At 43.9% G+C, this 18,483-nt stretch carries 17 protein-coding genes, 1 tRNA gene and 1 other RNA gene; 7 read left to right on the top strand and 12 right to left on the bottom strand.

Annotation, left to right across the window (positions count from 1 at the left end):
- Window positions 1-210: 210 nt before the first annotated feature.
- The 10 genes from GWD08_RS04745 to GWD08_RS04700 form a co-directional block, all read right to left on the bottom strand.
- Complete coding sequence (locus tag GWD08_RS04745) at window positions 211-1,038, bottom strand: endonuclease/exonuclease/phosphatase family protein (protein ID WP_159548057.1); 828 nt, start codon at window positions 1,036-1,038, stop codon at window positions 211-213.
- A gap of 79 nt (window positions 1,039-1,117) precedes the next feature.
- Window positions 1,118-3,304: a PTS transporter subunit IIBC gene (locus tag GWD08_RS04740; RefSeq protein WP_159564500.1), complete on the bottom strand. Its 2,187-nt coding sequence runs from the start codon at window positions 3,302-3,304 to the stop codon at window positions 1,118-1,120.
- Between the two features lie 1,078 nt (window positions 3,305-4,382).
- A complete protein-coding gene (locus GWD08_RS04735; protein ID WP_159564498.1) occupies window positions 4,383-5,126 on the bottom strand; it encodes a 16S rRNA (uracil(1498)-N(3))-methyltransferase in 744 nt (247 codons plus the stop codon).
- Window positions 5,126-6,079 (bottom strand): 50S ribosomal protein L11 methyltransferase, encoded by a 954-nt coding sequence (prmA, locus tag GWD08_RS04730; protein ID WP_159564496.1) that lies wholly within the window; start codon window positions 6,077-6,079, stop codon window positions 5,126-5,128. The genes GWD08_RS04735 and prmA overlap by 1 nt, the downstream gene beginning before the upstream one ends.
- Window positions 6,080-6,180: 101 nt before the next feature.
- Window positions 6,181-6,615: an NUDIX hydrolase gene (locus GWD08_RS04725; protein WP_159564494.1), complete on the bottom strand. Its 435-nt coding sequence runs from the start codon at window positions 6,613-6,615 to the stop codon at window positions 6,181-6,183.
- Window positions 6,616-6,626: 11 nt separating this feature from the next.
- Window positions 6,627-6,971 (bottom strand): ASCH domain-containing protein, encoded by a 345-nt coding sequence (locus GWD08_RS04720; RefSeq protein WP_159564492.1) that lies wholly within the window; start codon window positions 6,969-6,971, stop codon window positions 6,627-6,629.
- Window position 6,972: 1 nt separating this feature from the next.
- Window positions 6,973-7,443 (bottom strand): DUF3013 family protein, encoded by a 471-nt coding sequence (locus GWD08_RS04715; protein WP_159564490.1) that lies wholly within the window; start codon window positions 7,441-7,443, stop codon window positions 6,973-6,975.
- 94 nt (window positions 7,444-7,537) lie between these two features.
- Window positions 7,538-8,287, bottom strand: coding sequence for a tyrosine-type recombinase/integrase (locus tag GWD08_RS04710; protein ID WP_159564488.1), 750 nt, complete (start codon window positions 8,285-8,287; stop codon window positions 7,538-7,540).
- Between the two features lie 198 nt (window positions 8,288-8,485).
- Window positions 8,486-9,316, bottom strand: a complete 831-nt coding sequence (locus GWD08_RS04705; RefSeq protein WP_121205202.1) for a KilA-N domain-containing protein — start codon at window positions 9,314-9,316, stop codon at window positions 8,486-8,488.
- A 172-nt stretch (window positions 9,317-9,488) separates the two neighbouring features.
- Window positions 9,489-9,698, bottom strand: a complete 210-nt coding sequence (locus tag GWD08_RS04700) for a TM2 domain-containing protein (RefSeq protein ID WP_159544471.1) — start codon at window positions 9,696-9,698, stop codon at window positions 9,489-9,491.
- 374 nt (window positions 9,699-10,072) lie between these two features.
- On the opposite strand from GWD08_RS04700, the gene GWD08_RS04695 reads away from it, so the two are divergent.
- The 7 genes from GWD08_RS04695 (at window position 10,073) to GWD08_RS04665 (ending at window position 17,095) form a co-directional block, all read left to right on the top strand.
- Window positions 10,073-10,369 (top strand): DUF4298 domain-containing protein, encoded by a 297-nt coding sequence (locus tag GWD08_RS04695; RefSeq protein WP_159564486.1) that lies wholly within the window; start codon window positions 10,073-10,075, stop codon window positions 10,367-10,369.
- 208 nt (window positions 10,370-10,577) lie between these two features.
- Window positions 10,578-12,749 carry an amidase family protein gene (locus GWD08_RS04690; RefSeq protein WP_159564484.1) on the top strand — a complete coding sequence of 724 codons (2,172 nt, stop codon included), beginning with the start codon at window positions 10,578-10,580 and terminating at the stop codon, window positions 12,747-12,749.
- A gap of 323 nt (window positions 12,750-13,072) precedes the next feature.
- A complete protein-coding gene (gene pabB / locus GWD08_RS04685; RefSeq protein ID WP_159564482.1) occupies window positions 13,073-14,815 on the top strand; it encodes an aminodeoxychorismate synthase component I in 1,743 nt (580 codons plus the stop codon).
- A 49-nt stretch (window positions 14,816-14,864) separates the two neighbouring features.
- Window positions 14,865-15,431 (top strand): aminodeoxychorismate/anthranilate synthase component II, encoded by a 567-nt coding sequence (locus GWD08_RS04680; protein WP_159564480.1) that lies wholly within the window; start codon window positions 14,865-14,867, stop codon window positions 15,429-15,431.
- Between the two features lie 33 nt (window positions 15,432-15,464).
- Window positions 15,465-16,730 (top strand): replication-associated recombination protein A, encoded by a 1,266-nt coding sequence (locus tag GWD08_RS04675; protein WP_159564478.1) that lies wholly within the window; start codon window positions 15,465-15,467, stop codon window positions 16,728-16,730.
- Window positions 16,731-16,822: 92 nt separating this feature from the next.
- Window positions 16,823-17,018, top strand: a non-coding RNA gene (gene ssrS / locus GWD08_RS04670) — 6S RNA.
- A 4-nt stretch (window positions 17,019-17,022) separates the two neighbouring features.
- A tRNA-Lys gene (locus GWD08_RS04665) sits at window positions 17,023-17,095 on the top strand.
- Window positions 17,096-17,195: 100 nt separating this feature from the next.
- Here the strand turns inward: GWD08_RS04665 and GWD08_RS04660 are convergent.
- Window positions 17,196-18,317, bottom strand: coding sequence for a site-specific integrase (locus GWD08_RS04660; protein WP_159564476.1), 1,122 nt, complete (start codon window positions 18,315-18,317; stop codon window positions 17,196-17,198).
- 49 nt (window positions 18,318-18,366) lie between these two features.
- On the bottom strand, window positions 18,367-18,483 hold a 117-nt coding region (locus tag GWD08_RS04655; RefSeq protein ID WP_159564474.1), incomplete at its 5' end, for a DUF771 domain-containing protein.

Here is an 18,483-nt window from a genome sequence, read left to right as displayed (position 1 = left end):
CGGATCGGGGCGGCTTGTAGGTGTTCCCCAAGCTCACACAGACTTAAAGTCAGCAATCCCTGAGGTCTGCAATGATGATTTTGCCTTTTTTGTGAACTGCTCTGTAGCAAGGCCAACTGTCGCGGGACTGTGGTCGCACGCTCTTTTGCTGACTCCTGCCTTTTCCCTTTGCGCCTGAGCTGACTGCTAGCTGGGCGATTTCTCTTAGACTTAGCTGGAGGAGGCCCAATCTGCTTCGACTTCTAGGCCATAGTGGTCGCTAACGATCGGGGCCTGGCCGCCGTCAAAGGTAATGGCGGAGCGTTCAATGCAAAAGTCTGCACTGGTGAGGATATGGTCAACCTTATAGGGTTCTTTGCTATCTTGCCAGCCATCAATAGCAGCTAAGATGCTATGATCCCCAAGGGACACATAGGCTATCTGATGGCTGTCTTGGAGCTGCAAGTCGCTAGCCATCATCAGGCGGTAACCAGCCAAATCGGTGGGGTTGTTAAAGTCCCCCATCAAAACGAGCGGTCCATCTATTTGCTTGAGACGCTGCTCGAGTTTTGCCCATTCCTTGGCAAAGCCTTTTTCATACCAAGAAGCGTGCAGGCTGACAAAAGTCACTGCCTGGCCGTCCAGCTGTGTCTTGGCAATGAGCACGCGCCGGGTGTGGTAGTCCAAAGGATCATCCACTTCTGAAATGAGCAGGCTCTCTGGGGTGAAGGGCGTTTTTGAGAGAATAGCTACGCCTTCTTGGTAAATGTCATAGCCGATGTGACTATAGGCCCAAGACCAGTAGTAAGATCGGCCGTGCTTTTGCAGGTAGGTGACCAAAAGCAGGGCATAGTTATCCCGATGAATAATCGGCGTCCCTTCAATTGCGAGATAATCATAACAATTGATTGCTGGACTGCTATCTGTTAATTGGTTAATCTCTTGCAGGCAAATAACATCATAATCCTGAGCTAAAATATGCTCTGCCAGGTCAAATAATTTTTTCAAAGCATTGACTTCCATCCATGAATGGGTATTGATGGTGAGCCATTTCATCATTTCTATTTCTCCTTAACTTTAGTTGAACAAGAAGAGTGATAGCCTGTGCCACATGCAGAGAATCTATCACTCTTTTTGCCTATAGTTGGACAGTTGCTACAGCTGTTTTGGCGGCTTGTTTGCCGGTCTTGTCCAGTTGGACTGCTTGAATGTCCGTTTGGTTGGTAAAGACGACAACTACTGTTGTCTCGTGGTTAGCCGAGCGGATAGCGGCTAGGTCTGCCACTACCAAAAGCTCACCTGCAGCCACACGTTGCCCTTCTGTAACTTTCACAGAGAAGGGTGCGCCATTTAAAGCAACCGTATCCAACCCCACATGAACCAGAACTTCCAAACCATTATCAGTAAGTAAACCAAAGGCATGCTTGGTCGGAAAGACGCTAGTAACCAGGCCAGTAACGGGGGCATAAATATGCCCACTGCTAGGTTCTACTGCAAAGCCATCACCCATCATCTTGCCAGCAAAGACTTGATCATCTACTGCCGTAATGGGCATAACTTCTCCATCAGCAACACTGAGAATGGTTTCTTTGGCATGCTTAATGTGGCTGCTAGATTGGGCTGTTTGGCTGCTTGAGAAGTCAGCAGCTGGAATAATCGCCCCAGAATCCAATAAATCTTGAATATCTGATTTTAAAATATCAGCTTTTGGCCCATATACGGCTTGCACACCATTGCCCTTGACAATCAAGCCCATAGCGCCAGCTTTTTTCCAAAGGTCTTCAACACCAACCTGAGCAGGTTCTTTGACCGTCACGCGCAGGCGAGTCATGCAGGCATCCACGTCAGCAATATTGTCAGGACCGCCTAACAAAGAAATAATCTTTACAATTTGTGAATCAGCAGCAGCGACCGGGCCTGCTTTAGTAGCAGACTCTGTCTCACTTAGCATATCTGCATCATAGTTACCAAGGCGGCCAGCTGTCGCCAGATGCATTTTCTTAATCATAAAATCGGCAATGACATACATGATGGCAAAAAAGAGGAGTGACACCCAGACAAAGTTAAGCAAATCCATGCCAAGACCGGCCTTGATGGCCATCGGTGTCCGAGTCAACAACTCAATATTACCAAAGGAATGCACCCGCAAGTGCACGAGATCGGCCATGGCAAAGGAGGCTCCTTGTACTATCGCATAGACCAAGTAAAGTGGCATAGCTGCAAACATGAACATGTATTCCAAAGGCTCGGTGACCCCAGTAAGGAAAACAGCTGCCGCAGCCGAGATGAACATCATCTTATACTTGGCTTTTTTATCTGGGTCGACATTGCGGTACATGGCTAAAGCAACCCCCATGAGCGTCCCTGTAGCACCAATCATTTGCCCAACTTTAAAACGAGCCGGAGTGACGCTGGTCATTAAATGATGATAGGCTTCTGTTTGGCCTGAACTTTTCAAGCCAACCAAATCTGTAACCCAGGCTAACCAAAGTGGGTCTTGGCCAAACACCTTAGTACCAGCACTTGCTCCGGTCATAACCTCATAGGTACCACCCAAAGCAGTGTAGTTCATGGGAATGGTCAACATATGGTGCAGGCCAAATGGCAATAAGAGCCGTTCCAGGGTTCCATATAAGAAAGGAGCCAGGATTGGGGCAGAATCTTGCGAAGAAGCAATCCACATGCCAAAGCCATTAATTCCTGATTGGATCAAGGGCCAGATGAGCGCTAAGCCAAGTGCGACTAGCGTGGAACGTAAGATAACCACAAATGGCACAAAACGTTTACCATTAAAGAAAGTTAAGACTTCAGGTAATTTGCGATAATTATAGTATTTGTTATAGGCAGTAGCTCCAACAAAACCAGCAATGATGCCGACAAAAACCCCTGTATTTAGGGCTGGTGATTCCAAGACACTGGTAAAGTAGTCCTTTACAATCATCGTCGTCCCAAGAAAGCTCTTAATCTTGGCATTAGGGTCAGCCAGCATGGCTGCATTGACACCATAAATAGCTCCAGTAATGCGATTAATCAAGACAAAGGCTAAACCTGCAGCAAAAGCTCCACCAGCTCGTTCTTTCGCCCAGCTGCCACCAATTGCTAAAGCAAACAAGAGGTGAAGATTGCCAATAACGCCCCAACCTATCTGAGCAATCACATTACCAATGGTTACCAAGGTTTGTGACTGTGGGTTAATCAGTGGGATAGAGTTCCCAATACTAACCATTAAACCCGCAGCAGGCATAACGGCAATAACTACCATGAGACATTTTCCGAATTTTTGCCAGAATTCGAAACTAAACAGTTGCTTGAATGATCCTTTCATTCGACCTCTCCTTTAAAACGAGGCGCTACAAGCAGCTATAAAAGCTCTGAGCGACAAGTATGTAATCGTTTTACGCAAGCGTTTGCGTTATGTGTTTTTATTATACCTGCCTGGCCACGATTTGTAAAGCGTTTTCTTAAACCTTTCTGTGACTTTTCTGAGCATCTCCTTGCTATCGTTTAGTCGCTTATCTGTCAATTGGTTCTGCTAGGAAGCAAACAGCAAAATAAGTCAGCTCCAAGTCTTTTGGGCAAGCTTTTGATAACTGTATTGAGGCTTTGGTAACTGTCGTTGGCCTTAACAGCCTAGCTCTTGCTCCTTGTGTAACAAATGGCGCTGCACCAAGTACAAAGCCTTCTCGCACCTAGCGGCTTGAAGCTACTGATGATTGATGAACCAGACAAGTATTTACCTGAACTATACGCATAGAGTCTGGCACAATCTCACTATGATATAAAGGCCAATTTCTAACATATGCCAGCTTGCCTGGCTGACTGCAGTACTTAGACTCGTCTGCCCCTCCTGCCACATGTGACAGGGCGATAGGATCTAAAAGCTCAAACTGGTCCATTTTTGTATGCATGTTAACAATCTCCTCTAGTATCATTTTCAGCTCTGACAGTACGTCAGAGTGCCAGTATAGCATGCAAATCGAAGGAAGCGACTGCTTTTTCCTGAAATGCTCCTAAAAAGTCTTAAACGGTAAAAAGATAAGTGGGGCGCTGCTTTAGTGTTCAGCAAAAAAAGCTGTACCCGGCTAAAGCAAGACTTAAATAAAAAGTATTTGCTGCTAAAGACTCCTGCCCAAAGCCAATTGAACTTCATAGAAAACTTATCCCAACAAGAAAAACCGCCACCTGGACGGTAACGGCGGGCAAAATCTGCCTATGCGCTGTTTAGAGTTCTAGCCGGGCAGAAGGCGCGGGCCTGTCAGCTGATCTAAGAAGTCTAGCTTCGAGCCTACTGATGAGCAAACTGGCAAGAAAGCATAATTGCACTGCGCAAGTCAACCTTGCTTGCTCAATCTTTCTCAGGCACCTGGTTTGCCAGCTATCAATGCTTGGCTTTTAACAAAGCCTCAGCCTTGTAGCTCAAGGGCATAACTAAGGGCGCTTAAGGCATAGAGCGGCGCTGTTTCTGTCCGCATAATCCGTGGGCCTAGACCCACTAGCTGTGCACCGGCCGCCTCTAGCTGAGTGACCTCTTGGGGTGAAAGCCCCCCTTCTGGCCCAAAGATAAGGAGCAACTTTTGACCCGGTTTGATTTGGGAAAAGGCTCGCGCTAAGGCTGCTTGCTCACCTCTTTTAGCCGCTTCTTCGTAGGCTACCAAGATAGAGTCAAAGTCAGATAGCTGCGCTAAAAAATCAGCCTGACGAGGGAATAAGCGGACAGCTGGCAGCCGGTTGCGCTTGCTTTGCTCGGCCGCTCCCAAGGCGATCTTAACCAATTTCTCTTCTTTTTTGGTGAGTTTCTTGCTGTCCCACTTGACCACTGACCAGTCTGCAGGAAAAGCCCAAATAGCATGGGCGCCAAGCTCGGTAACCTTTTGGGTGATCAAATCCAGCTTGTCACCCTTAGGGAAACCCGAGGCAATGGTGACCTCAACTGGTAACTCAACGCTGTCTGTCAGAGTCTCAAGGATTGCTAGGGTGTAAGCTTGACTGTCTGTGACCTGGGCCAAGTATTTTTGGTGGTCAGTAAACACGATGATCACCTGGTCTCCCTCGCTCAAGCGCATGACGTGAAACATGTGCTTAATGGTCGCTTTGTCGCTAATAGTCAGCTCTGTTACTGCTGGGCTATTGATAAAATACTGTTGCATTAGCCGCCGATTACTCCTGATATGTCATCTGTTTTTTTAAAGACAAGGGCGTTCCACTCGCCTTGTATCATATGGGTTTCAAGGAAAAAGCCTGCGCTAAAAGTAGCTTCTAATACCAGGTCTAATTTCTCTGAAATGATCCCTGATAAGATTAGATAGCCCTCGTCTTTGACCAAGCGGTAAGCATCATCAGTTAGCTGTACCAAAATATCTGCCAAGATATTAGCGACAATCACGTCTGCTTTTTGGTCGCAGCCTTTGAGCAAGTCGCCAGTGGCCACATGAATCTTTTCGCCACCCGGGTTCAAATCAATATTTGACTGAGCCACGCGCACCGCCACATCATCTAAATCATAAGCGTAGATGGCTTTGGCGCCAAGGAGGCTACTAGCAATGGAGAGGACACCAGAACCTGTGCCCACGTCAATGACCGTTTCACCACCGCGAAGAACTTGTTCCAGGGCAAAGAGGCTCATCTTGGTTGTGGGATGCGTGCCTGTGCCAAAGGCCATACCCGGATCCAGCTTGATCACTTTTTCTTGTGGCTGGGCTGCGTAGTCAGTCCACAAGGGCACAATGGTCACATCATGAGTGATGCGAGCTGGCGCATAATATTTTTTCCAATTTTCAGCCCAGTCTTCTTCTACTAATTGATGGCTTTCAATAGTGGCTGGCCCCACTTCTAAACCTGAATGCATGAGCCTTTGTAGCCCTGCTTGAATGCTTGCTTGGACCTCTGTCAGATTCATGGTATCTGGGAAATAACCCGTTACCGCTACTACTTCTGACTGCTCTATATCTGGGTACAATTCCCCAAAGCGATCTTCCTGACCAATATAGTCTGCACTATCAGCAATGGCTACGCCTTGACTACCTGCCTCAATTAAAATATTAGAAGTTGCTTCATGCGCATCACGATGCACATGAACCGTCACTTCTTGCCATGTTTCCATAGTTATGTCCTTTCTCCTTTTAACAATTCCTCTAAGTCTCTGATACTTTTGTTAATTTTAACAATCCTTAAACACTGAAATACCGACACTCGTCTCACTAGTCACTTTTGCTCATCTAGGTAAGCTGCCAAGTGTTCTTGTAATTGAGGCGCAGCCTTCTTACCCGCTAAAAAATCCTTCACCGGCACCCACTTGTAAGTCTGACCTTCATCTCCAAAATGAATGGCTTTAACAAGATCCTTACTAATCATGAACACTATGAAAATAGAGTAAATCTCCGGATTCGTAACCCCTTGATAAGCTTTTTCCCAGACGACCATATCTTGTGAAATCGCAATTCCTAGTTCTTCCATCACTTCACGTTGCACACATTCAAACGGTGTTTCTAAACCTTCTCGGCCCCCACCAGGCAAATCCCAGGTGTCAGGAAAAGGGATGGTAGGCTTATTATCTCTTAAAATGGTCACAAGGTGTTGGTCTTGCATTAAAGCAATTTTCACTCCGGAAAAAACGCATGCCTGTGTCGATGATGTCATATCCGTCTCCTCTACAGCAGTGATAACTCAATACCGACTACCCCATACTGGGCTTGCTGTTCCTGACTATAATAGCATTCCATGTCTTCTGGACGAGCCTTCTCCAGTTCTTCTTTCCGATAGCCACAATTATCTAAGGGTAACGACTGATAAAGCTGAGCGAAGTCGTCAAAATAATGAAGCTCAACCACCTTTGTCCACAACATCTGACTACTATCATCTGTTCTAACAAATACGATGGTATCATCAACTTGGACCTTTTGCCGCTTCTCGTCATTCAGACGCAATTCAATCGTCTTTGTACCTGAGGCAATCATCTCAAAAGGTTTAGGGCTTAGCATCATCTCATGTATCATCTTAGTACCTCGGATAAGGGTAACATTCTGTCTCTTTCAACTCTGCTCGGCCTTCTTCAAAAGCTTGCGCGTTCCATTCTAAAGCAAAATCAACCTTGCTGTCATCAGCTAAGAAATCCATTAAATCGCTGTGCCCTTCAATAGCAACATCGTTGAGAAATTGTGCAAAGTAAGCTAAGAATTCACGAGAGAAGCCCTTTTTAACGTCAAAAGGAATGGTAACCAAATAATCTGCTGCATCAAATTGAGACTTGGCAGGGTTGTAAAAGAGCACGTAGTCCTCAAAGACAATGTCGTCTTGGGTCACTTCTCCACTGTCGTCAATGGTTTGGATAGCTTCTTTATTTTGGTCTTCTAAAATAAAAGTCAGCTCAACCGCATGATTTTTCTTATCCCAATCCATAGCATAATCATAGTGAAAATACTTGTCCATCTCTTCTTCTAATACTGATAAAAAGCCAAATTTTGCCATCTTTTTTATACCTAATCTTTCTAAACGCTGATATATAAGGTTTTGTAAGACCTCATTCGTTTACTTAAAAATGTTTTGTGTCCCTTTTTGTGTACTAAATACTATTTATTGCTTTTTCAAAGAATGAAACTGCTTCTTTTTCTTTGTCCTTGGATAAGTGAGAATAGACATCCAAAGTCATGGCTAGGGTTGCATGACCTAATCTGTATTGTAATTCTTTATAACTGATACCAGCATTCAATAAGAAGCTGGCATGAGTGTGCCTAAAAGCATGAAAAGTAAATCTAGGTATACCCGCTTCTCTACACACTCTATCTAAAGCGCTTTGTCTTACGAATGTATGAAAATACTTCCTTGGCAACACAATATCACGCGCAGGATTGTACTGAATTAACTGTAATAAGATACCATGCTGTAATATCCTGTTTGTGATTGACCGAGCGTTAACATAATTAATAGTCTTCTTTGATAAATCATTGATGAACGTTTGAACATCACTAGAGGTGATTTTATCTAATGTCATCTTACCAAAATAAGGCAGGATATGCTTGTTTAACATGCTTACCATACTATTGTAGCTTTGAGGCTTCAAGGTCATTTTATAATTAATCAGCCACATATCAGTTAAATCTTTAAAAGTCTTAACTTGTACTTTCTTTGAAGCCGTCTGACCGTTCGCTTGAAACTCATACTTGGCTAACTTGATATTATTCTTTAATTCTTTCTTGGTTCGCCCTGATACACTGGTCCTAGCTTTCTTACCTGTTACCCGGTCAACACCAAGATAAACACTAGCACGATAAACGATTGTACCGTTTTTCTTTTTGTATTCTGTTATTTTCATATTCTTACCTCTTCTAACCACCCACAAGCAAGTAAAGGAATTAGATAGGTAAAGTCAGTAATTGGCGTTACTGAAATATTGGAAAATAGTGGAATTTGGCGCGTGGGTATCAGATAGTCATGATTTAGATGTCAAACTTCCGTCAACTTCACCAATAATTCTAAAGTAGCGCCGACCAAAGTTGAGTGCAGGGCTTTTTTATTTGTTATCTAATTTTTTCAATTCTTGAAGAGCTTTTTGATTATTGTTAACAAGTGTTTGATACTGTTCTTTAGCTATTCGGTTTAGTTCTTTTAGTCGAGTTGGGCTATCAATTCCAGATTTTATCATTTCAGAATTGAGTAATTGGATGTTATTGATAACCAGCAGTTCCTCAATACTAGCGTTATCTCTTAGATTCCCTTCTTTATTTGGAAATTGTTTTTGAAATTGCTTGGCAGTCATCCCAAAGACAGCGACATTCACAAGGTCTGCTTCATTGGCATAAGCGTAACGTTGTTGGGCTGGTGTGATGGTTGGAACAATGTGTTCTTTAACAGCATCAGTTTGAAAACCGTAATTGAGTTTAGATAGGTAGCGATTGGCTCTCCACTCAATTTGATTCTTATAAGCTTCCTCTTGCTTTAGTCTTTGGTAGTCTTGTATGATGTAGAGTTTGAACTCTGGGGAAATCCACGAAGCAAACTCAAAAGCAATATCGGAATGAGCGTATGTACCTCCACCACGTCCTGAACGTGAGGTAATGCCGATTGCATTTGTTGAAGAAATCCATTTTTGAGGAGACAATGTAAAACTATTTAATCCAGCTTGATTTCTAAAGGTGTCGAATTCGACCCCTTTAAAATTTGGATTGTGTAACTTTTCCCATGCTCCTAGAAATTCAATTGTGTTTCTGTTTCTCATCCAATTTTTGACGACCTCTTTAGGCTCAGTTGGATTGCTGTACCTAGCAATATCAGTCAAACTGATGTAGTCAGTATTATCTGTAAGTAGTGTAATTTCACTCCCGTTTGCCGTAATTTTTACCATATCTTACATTCTTTTCTAACATTTCCTTTATTGACAAAAGCGCCATTTCGTCAATACATAAAAAGCCAAATTTTGCCATTATGTTTCCTGTAATCTTTCTAAATATTATGAGCTTAGGAGCCTGTGGGCTTAAGTGCTGCCTTGCACCATCAAATCAACTCCGCTTAGGCTGCTAAATATAGAAGTTCCCTTCTCTATCAGCTGGCTTAAAGAGAGCCAAAATAGCACTGATAAGAGCCAAAAAGTGAGGAATGAAGGTCCAGCTAAAGATCAGGTATAGGATGCCTCGACCTGTTTGTCCGGCATAAAATTTATGGACACCAAGTCCACCTAAGAAAAAGGCTAATAGAATATAAATCACTTTGTTTACTTTTCTTGGCATCGGTATTTCCTCCTTAATGAACACTAAGTGCAAAATCTTGTCTACTTACTATCGACTGTTTTTGGATAGCTTTAGCAAAAATGGCAAAAGGCCAAGCTGAGCATCAGGCTGATGCCTCCTGCTGGCTCGCTCCAGCTGGCTAAAGCCACACATAAGCAGCCGCCATACCATCTGTAGCAGAAATAGGGTATCTTGTGGTGATTATATCACAAAGGCTGCTAAAGCGAAATCTTTTTTCTTTATTTAAGAAAGCACTCCAAGGACTGATTTTGCCCCATAAGTCGCTAGAAAAATCTGACAGATACCCTTTTCAGATGCTTTTTGGGTAAAAATAAGATAGACTGTAATCATCGTAAAAGTAAGAGGTAAACCACATGAATAAGCAAGATATTGCCATCATTGAAACATATGAAGAGAAGTATGATCACTTTTTACCCGTCCTCAATCAGCTAAGGTCAAGCCTTGACGCCTTTGAAGAGCATTACCAGGATTATCTGGATGTCCGTGATTTTTATGGCAGCGACAAGTGGCTAGAATTAGCCGAATACGACCATGTGCCGGTCAAAAACGGCATCTTGAGTGAGGACCAGATTTTTAACTTAATCGGAGAGCATAATGAATTGCTGGGCAGACTCATGACACTGGCAACTCAAATGTATAAAGACTTATAACAGCTAGTGTCAGCCCTAGGCAAAGCCACTCTAGAAAACTCAACTGCTGATCTGCTGGAAGCACCGGGCAAATGAGGCGCCAAAAAAAGCTGACCAGCGTTCTGGTTTTTAATGTGCCTATTCTTTTTTGATTTTTGGAAGCGTTTTTCTTGTTTTTTTCTAATCCTTGATTACAATTAAAGTATTGACACTAAATAAGGAGATTGACATGGCAAAACCAGAACACCATATACAATTACAGTCACGCCCCCTTCTAATAGCTAGTCTCTTGCTAACGGGGAGCTTTTTTCTTGCCTCTCCAGCGCTAGCTCAAGCGGAGCCGGCTAATGCGTCAGTAAGCCAGCCCCCTAATACTCGTGTGGCAGCTGTAGAGGCTTGGCCCCAAGCTTTGCCTAGTGCTGATCCTAAAACCAATTCTGTGTCTGAGTCAGCTGCTCGGGCGCTAGCTATGGGCAAAGAAACGAGAGTCACTTCTACCAGTACAGTTGATGACAATCTGGTACTTGCGCCTAGTTCTGATGCTAACGCGCGGCAGGATCAGGTCAGCTCTGGGGCTCCTGGAGCTCAGGAACCAGTCAGTGAGTCCAGTCTAAGTGCTGGGGCGCGCACGCTTGGTCCCAAGATCACGCTTAAGGACTACCAAGCCGCGAGCGCCAGTCAACTGGCTGATTGGGTTCGTCATAAGCAGGTCACTGGTGATCAATTGCTCACTTTTGCCCTAGAAACGATTAAGGCTACAAATCCTGAGTTAAACAATGTCATCAGTCTGCGTGAGGCGGCAGCCCGAAAAGAAAGTGCTGCGCTGCTTGATCAGGGGCAACCCTTTTATCGGGTACCGCTTTTGGTTAAGGGGCTGGGGCACACCATTGCTGGTGGGCAAAACACCAATGGCTTGGCCTTTTTGCGTGGACAGACCAGCAAGGGGACGTCCTCTTATGTCAAGGCCTTACAAAATGCTGGTTTTGTCGTCATTGGTCAGACCGCCTTTCCGGAAATGGGTTGGATTAATGTGACCAATTCTGATCTCTACGGCGTCACGCATAATCCATGGAATACAGCTTATAATCCAGGTGGTTCTTCTGGTGGTTCAGCAGCAGGGGTGGCTGTAGGGCAAGTACCGATTGCTAGTGCATCAGATGGCGGTGGCTCAACTCGGATTCCGGCTTCTTGGACTGGGCTAATCGGCTTACACCCAACGCGCGGCATTTTGGCCGGCAATTCTGCTGCTAGCACCAATAATGTCAGCCATTTTGCCTTAACCAAAACGATGGAAGATACCCAAAGACTCTTTGAATTTCTCCTAAAAGCAGAGGCCAAGCCCCACCAAACGACACAGCACCTAAGCACCGCTATCCCAATTGCTTACACAACACAGACACCAGCTGGGACTCCCATTTCAGACGAAGCTGTTTGGGCCGTAAAAGAAGCTGTTGCCTTCCTCAATGAGCAAGGTTTTCAAACCGTTGAAGTCAACTACCCCGTTGATGGTAAAAAAATGATGGAGGCCTACTATACCCTTGCGGCTAAAGGGGCCCTTGCTATTGACTTTATGGCCAACCAAAAACTGGGGCGCCATCTCCAAAAAGAAGATGTCGAGCTGCTCTCCTTTGCCCTCTATCAAACAGGTAAAGACTTAAGCCCACAAGACTTAAATGACGCTTGGGCAAGTATCACACAAATGACCGAGCAACTCAACCAATTTTATCAAACTTATCCCATTTTTCTAACCCCAACCACGGCCTATCCAGCACCTAGGGCTGATTATCAGCACATTAGCGAGCACTTTAAGCCCATCTTAGCTGACCTGTCCCATTATTCTAAAGCCGAAAAACGCACTATCATCTACCAGCAATGGCTGCCCGCTTGGACCTTAACACCTTTTACCCAGTTGGCTAATTTGACGGGAACACCGTCGCTATCTCTGCCGACTCACGTGACCAAGGCCGGATTGCCCTTAGGGATTTTGGTTAATAGCGCAGCTAATCATGACCGACTCCTCCTAGAACTAGGCCAAGTCTTCCAAGAGCACGGCCGCTTCCAAACCCTCTGGCATCACACACAGCCAGAGCCAGCTGACCAGGCCACCATTCCCCCGGATAAGCACACAACCCATCAGCTTGCGCTACACAGACAAGGACTTGCTAGTAAGCAAGGGCAAGCTGTTAGAATCCATTTTAATAAAGCTTGGGGTAGGGGCACCACCGCACATCCTAGGGCCGATCAGTCAAACACCAGCCAGCTGCTAGCAAAGACAGCAGTCACACTGCCTGATACGGGTGAGCAGAGTGCGCCAGCCACAGCCATTTTCATGAGCAGCCTCGTCTTCTTTTCTGGAGCCGCTGCTGCTCTGGGGATTAACAGCAAGAAAGACAGTAAGTAACTCTCAAACCAGCAGCTGCTTTTCTAAAAAGCAATAAGCAAAAGCAAGCCTTACTCTGTTAGCTTGCGCAAAACCAGACAAAACGAATGCAGAATTAATCAGCAAGCAGCTGTCTTGATCATTGCATTCGTTTTTGTTTTTTACTGCTTTTAGACAAAAATTCTAGCAGCGTAACTACTGGTACGGTGCTAGAGTAAGTGGGCCTTCGAGCTGAAAAAAGAAGGGCACGAGGTACTAAATCTCTGAACTTTTGACTCTGATTACCTTCCTTTTCTTGACCATTTAACCCCCTATGTTAAGCGCTGCTATGGTATAATTTGACTATGCATAGAAAAACCATTATCGATTTCAAAGAACTTGGCCACCGCTATCTTTTTGAACATCCTTTTCTGGAATTAATAGCTAAAGAATGCGACCAAGTTGGGGAGGTCATTGCCCAGGTCCAACATTACCAACAAAGCGGCTATTACGTTGTAGGCTATCTGAGCTATGAAGCGGCTGCTTTTTTTAACGGTGCCCTACAAACATACGATAAAGGACTAGGCAAAGAATATTTTGCCTATTTTACTGTACATAAGAGCTGTCACATCGAAGAGCTGCCGCTTGACTATAAGAATGTTGCCATTGCCGATCAATGGCATAGCACGACTCAAAAGCTGGCTTATCAAAACGCTATTGCAGCTATTCATAAGGAAATGCGCCAGGGCAATACCTACCAGGTTAATTACACTATTCAACTGACCAAAGACTTACAGCTAGCTGATAGTTTAGCGATCTACAATAAGCTTGTTGTCGAGCAGGGCGCCAATTACAACGCTTATATCGCCCATGATGACTTTGCTGTCATCTCAGCCAGTCCCGAGTTATTTTTCAAGCAAGAGGGAAACCGCCTCATCACGCGACCGATGAAAGGGACGACAAAGCGTGGCGTCAATACTTACTTGGACCAACAAGCACATGATTGGCTACAAGCTGATAGCAAAAACCGCGCTGAAAATATCATGATTGTAGATTTGTTGCGCAATGACATGGGAAAAATTTGCCAGACAGGCAGTGTGCAAGTCGATAAACTTTGTGACGTTGAGCAGTATTCGACAGTCTGGCAAATGACCTCAACGATTAGTGGAAAACTCAAACCCAAGTGTGACCTTTTAACGATTTTGACGGCTCTATTTCCCTGTGGTTCCATCACAGGCGCACCCAAAGTCGCTACCATGGCTATTATTAAAGCTTTAGAGCCAAAACCAAGAGGGGTTTACTGTGGCACCATTGGAATCTGCCTGCCAGACGGCCGTAGGATTTTCAATGTTCCCATCAGAACACTGCAACTCAGTGACAATCAAGCCACCTATGGTGTGGGTGGCGGGATCACCTGGCAAAGCAAATGGGAAGAGGAATACCAAGAGGTACACCAAAAAACAGCCTTTTTGTATCGGCAAAAGCAACACTTCAACCTCAAAACAACGGCCAAGGTTGCTAATCAAGACATCCTTGGGCTGGAGCGCCACCTCAAGCGACTCAAAGAAGCGGCCGCTTATTTTGCCTACCCCTATGAGGAAAGTAAGCTAAGGCAAAGCCTCACTGCCTACCTGGAAAACAAAGATAATCGCACTTACCGACTAGGCATTTCCCTACAAAAAAATGGCGAGCTCATCCTCCGGGATCAAGAACTAACCCCTTTGCCTGAGCATTTTCTTCAGGCGCAGCTCGTTTTACAGAATCAGGCTGTGAAAGACTCACCCTTTACCTACTTTAAAACCAGCTACCGCCCGCACATTACTGTCAAGCCTTATGAGCAGATCTTCTATAATCAAGAGGGACTGCTCTTAGAAACGTCTATTGGCAACCTCTTCATTCAGCTTGGCACCATGCTTTACACCCCACCAATAGCTGCAGGTATTTTACCTGGTATTTACCGCCAAGAGCTTTTAGAGACTGGACAGGCCCAGGAAAAATGGCTAACGCTAGCTGACTTGCACGTAGCCACTGCTATTTTTGGTGGTAATGCTGTGCGAGGACTTTATCCACTCAGTCTGCAGGCCAATCAAAAGCCTTGCTTGCTGTGAGCAGACCAGGAGAACGCCCTGCCTCAATAAGACAGTTATTAAGGAAACTATGATACTCTTAATTGATAATTACGATTCATTCACCTACAACCTTGCTCAATATTTAAGTGAGTTTGACGAAACGATTGTCTTGTGCAACCAGGACCCAGATTTATATGAAATGGCTGAAAAAGCGGATGCTCTGGTCTTTTCTCCTGGCCCTGGCTGGCCAAAAGAAGCTCAGCACATGGGCCAACTCATCCGGGACTTCTACCAAATCAAACCCATTTTAGGCGTCTGCCTAGGACATCAAGCCCTTGCTGAGACACTGGGTGGGAAACTGCGCCTGGCCAAACGCGTCATGCATGGCAGACAAAGCATCATTGAAACCCAGGGACCAGCCAGCCTCTTTCGCTCCCTGCCCCATCATATAACGGTGATGCGCTACCATTCGATCGTTGTCAAAGAACTACCCAAAGATTTTATTGTCACTGCTCGAGACTGTGAGGACCAGGAAATCATGGCTTTTGAGCACCAATCACTGCCCCTTTTTGGCCTACAATTCCACCCTGAAAGCATCGGAACGCCCGAAGGCATGACCATGATTGCCAACTTTATTGCAGCCATTCGCCATTAATCATGCCAAGAAAACAAACAGGAGGTCAAGCAGATGCCTGATAATTTAGCACTAAGAATGCGCCCAAGAACGATTACAGAGGTCATCGGCCAGCAGCATCTCGTAGGAGAAGGTAAGATCATTCGTCGGATGGTTGATGCTAACATGCTCTCCTCCATGATCCTTTATGGGCCGCCTGGGATTGGTAAAACCTCGATTGCTAGTGCCATCGCTGGCGCTACTCAATTTGCCTTTCGAACCTTTAATGCCACCACAGATAGCAAAAAACGGCTCCAAGAAATCGCCGACGAGGCAACTTTCTCTGGCGGACTAGTGCTGCTCTTGGACGAAATTCATCGCCTGGACAAAGCCAAACAAGATTTTCTCTTGCCCTTGCTTGAAAATGGTAAGATTATTATGATCGGCGCAACAACAGAGAACCCCTTCTTTTCTGTGACACCAGCCATTCGCAGTCGGGTGCAGATCTTTGAGCTGGAACCACTCTCCAACCACGATATTAAAACTGCTATTGAGCGCGCTATCACTGACAAGGAACGTGGCTTTCCTTTTGCCATTGAGCTTGATGCTGAGGCGCTTGATTTTATTGCTAGCGCAACCAATGGTGATCTGCGTTCAGCCTATAATTCACTAGATTTAGCCGTCATGTCCACCAAGGAAAATCCAAACGGTCTGCGACACATCACCCTTGACATCGTTGAAAACAGTCTACAGCGCTCCTATATTACCATGGATAAAAATGGTGACGGTCATTACGACGTGCTCTCAGCACTGCAAAAGTCCATTCGTGGTTCTGATGTCAACGCCAGCCTCCACTATGCAGCGCGTTTAGTCGAAGCCGGCGACCTGCCAAGCCTAGCCAGACGCCTTACGGTGATTGCTTATGAGGATATTGGCTTAGCTAACCCTGAAGCCCAGGTTCATACCGTCACCGCACTTGATGCCGCCCAAAAAATTGGCTTTCCCGAAGCCCGCATCCTGATAGCTAATGTTGTCATTGATCTTGCCTTATCCCCAAAATCCAACTCAGCCTATCTGGCCATGGATGCTGCCTTAAGCGACCTTCGGCGCTCAGGTAACCTCCCAATCCCACGGCATTTACGCGATGGCCACTATAGTGGCAGCAAAGAACTAGGCAATGCCAAAGGCTACCTCTATCCCCACGATTATCCGGAAAAATGGGTCAAACAACAGTATTTACCAGATAAATTAAAAACCAGAAATTATTTCCAAGCCAACGAAACGGGTAAATATGAACGCGCCCTAGGGGCCAACAAAGAGCGAATTGACAAGCTTTCTTAGGGAAGGGGTTCATTCTTTTAGCAATCGGTTTCACATTTTCGTCATTTAGGACTTGAAAAAAACTCAAAAAGTGGTATCATTAATACATCAAAACATTGCTGTGGCATACGAGTTCACATCTAAGTGTTGACCGACTATTTCTTTGTATTTCGGGAAACAAAGTCCCCCTCTAGTCTGCAAGCCGTTCCACGCGGAAGCAACTTTCAAGAGGGAGCACGTTACCCACCTGCTTATTTTTGTGCGGGATCAATACAATCCGTGAACAACCGGTGCCAATACAGCATTCTTTGTTGCCTCCTTAGCTCAGTTGGTAGAGCAGTAGACTCTTAATCTATGGGTCACAGGTTCGAGCCCTGTAGGGGGCATTAATAATAGTGTCAAAAACCTTGATTTAAAAGTTTTTTTTCTTTGTTTTGGCTAATTTGTTCTAAATTTGTTCTAGAAGATATTTTTTAAAAATTAGTTTTAAGATACTAAACTTCTGACCGTTTCATATTCCTTATTTATTACTTCTGTCAAGACGTGACCATAAGTTTCAAGTAACTGTGTAATATCCTTATGACCCATTAATCTTGCAACTACCCAAATATCAACACCCTTAGCTAATAAATAACTTCCATAGGTATGTCTCGCACCTGTTGCAGTCATTTTTGAATCAATATTTAAGACATGTAATACATTTCTCAAACTTTTATTAATGGCACTATTTGATGACACACCGTACCTATAATCATAAAATATTTGATTATTAATATTTACAATTTTTAAATTTTTCAACATAACTTGCTGATCATCCTTCAAACGTCTTAAGATTAATGCTAAAGATTGACTAATAGGAATAGTACGAATAGAAGTTTTTGTTTTAGGTGGACTAAAAGTTCCCTTATCACCACTAAATCTTCTATACGTCTTGATTTCTAGATCCTCAAAATTAACATCATCCCAAGTTAATGCTAAAGCTTCACCCACTCGTAAACCTGTTTTAAATAACACCAGTAATAAATAATAAACGATACTATTTGAATAATCTAAATTATTTTCTAAATAAGATATTACTTTCTTGTAATCAGAAATACTATGTAGATATTTTTCATCTGCATCCTTAACAAATTGCCTACCAGCTATGACAACTCCATCTGTAAAGTCAGATAATAAAATGCCATCTCTTTTTGCAAACTGAATGGCTTTTTTTATATCAGAATTTAATCTCCTGACATGATTTTTAGTATATTTTTCAGCATACATATTCAATTTTCTTTGATACGCACTATGCTTTATTTTATTTACTTTCTGATTCCCAAAAAGTTTACGAATAACCGAACCCCTAATAAAATATTTATTTTTGGTAGTCTCTGCTAAATTACTAGGTTTAATAATTAAACTATACCATTCAAACCATAGATCATACAAAGTTATATCAGATGATATAGAATTCACTAGTGACTTTTGTTGCTCCATTCTCATAGCTTCATTCATAGCCTCACGCTTTGTCTTAAAACCTGAACCAGAAGCAACTAACTCACTTTTTTCATTAAAGATTCTATAATCCCATAATTTCTTTTTACCTCTTTGTCTATATGTTGCCATTTTTCTCCTTTCCTAGACATCAAGGAATTTATCCTCAATATTATATCATTTAATTATTTAACAAAATAAAACCAAAATTTTCTTCAAAATATTTTCTAGCTCTAGTTGCTAATATTTTATAACGACTACCTTTACCCTTAGGATAAACAATAAAACCGTTTGGATT

The organism is Streptococcus halichoeri (assembly GCF_009870755.1).
GTDB classification, from domain to species: Bacteria; Bacillota; Bacilli; order Lactobacillales; family Streptococcaceae; genus Streptococcus; species Streptococcus halichoeri.
The sequence above is the reverse complement of the archived record's forward strand: the minus strand, read 5'-3'. Positions and strand labels throughout refer to the sequence as shown.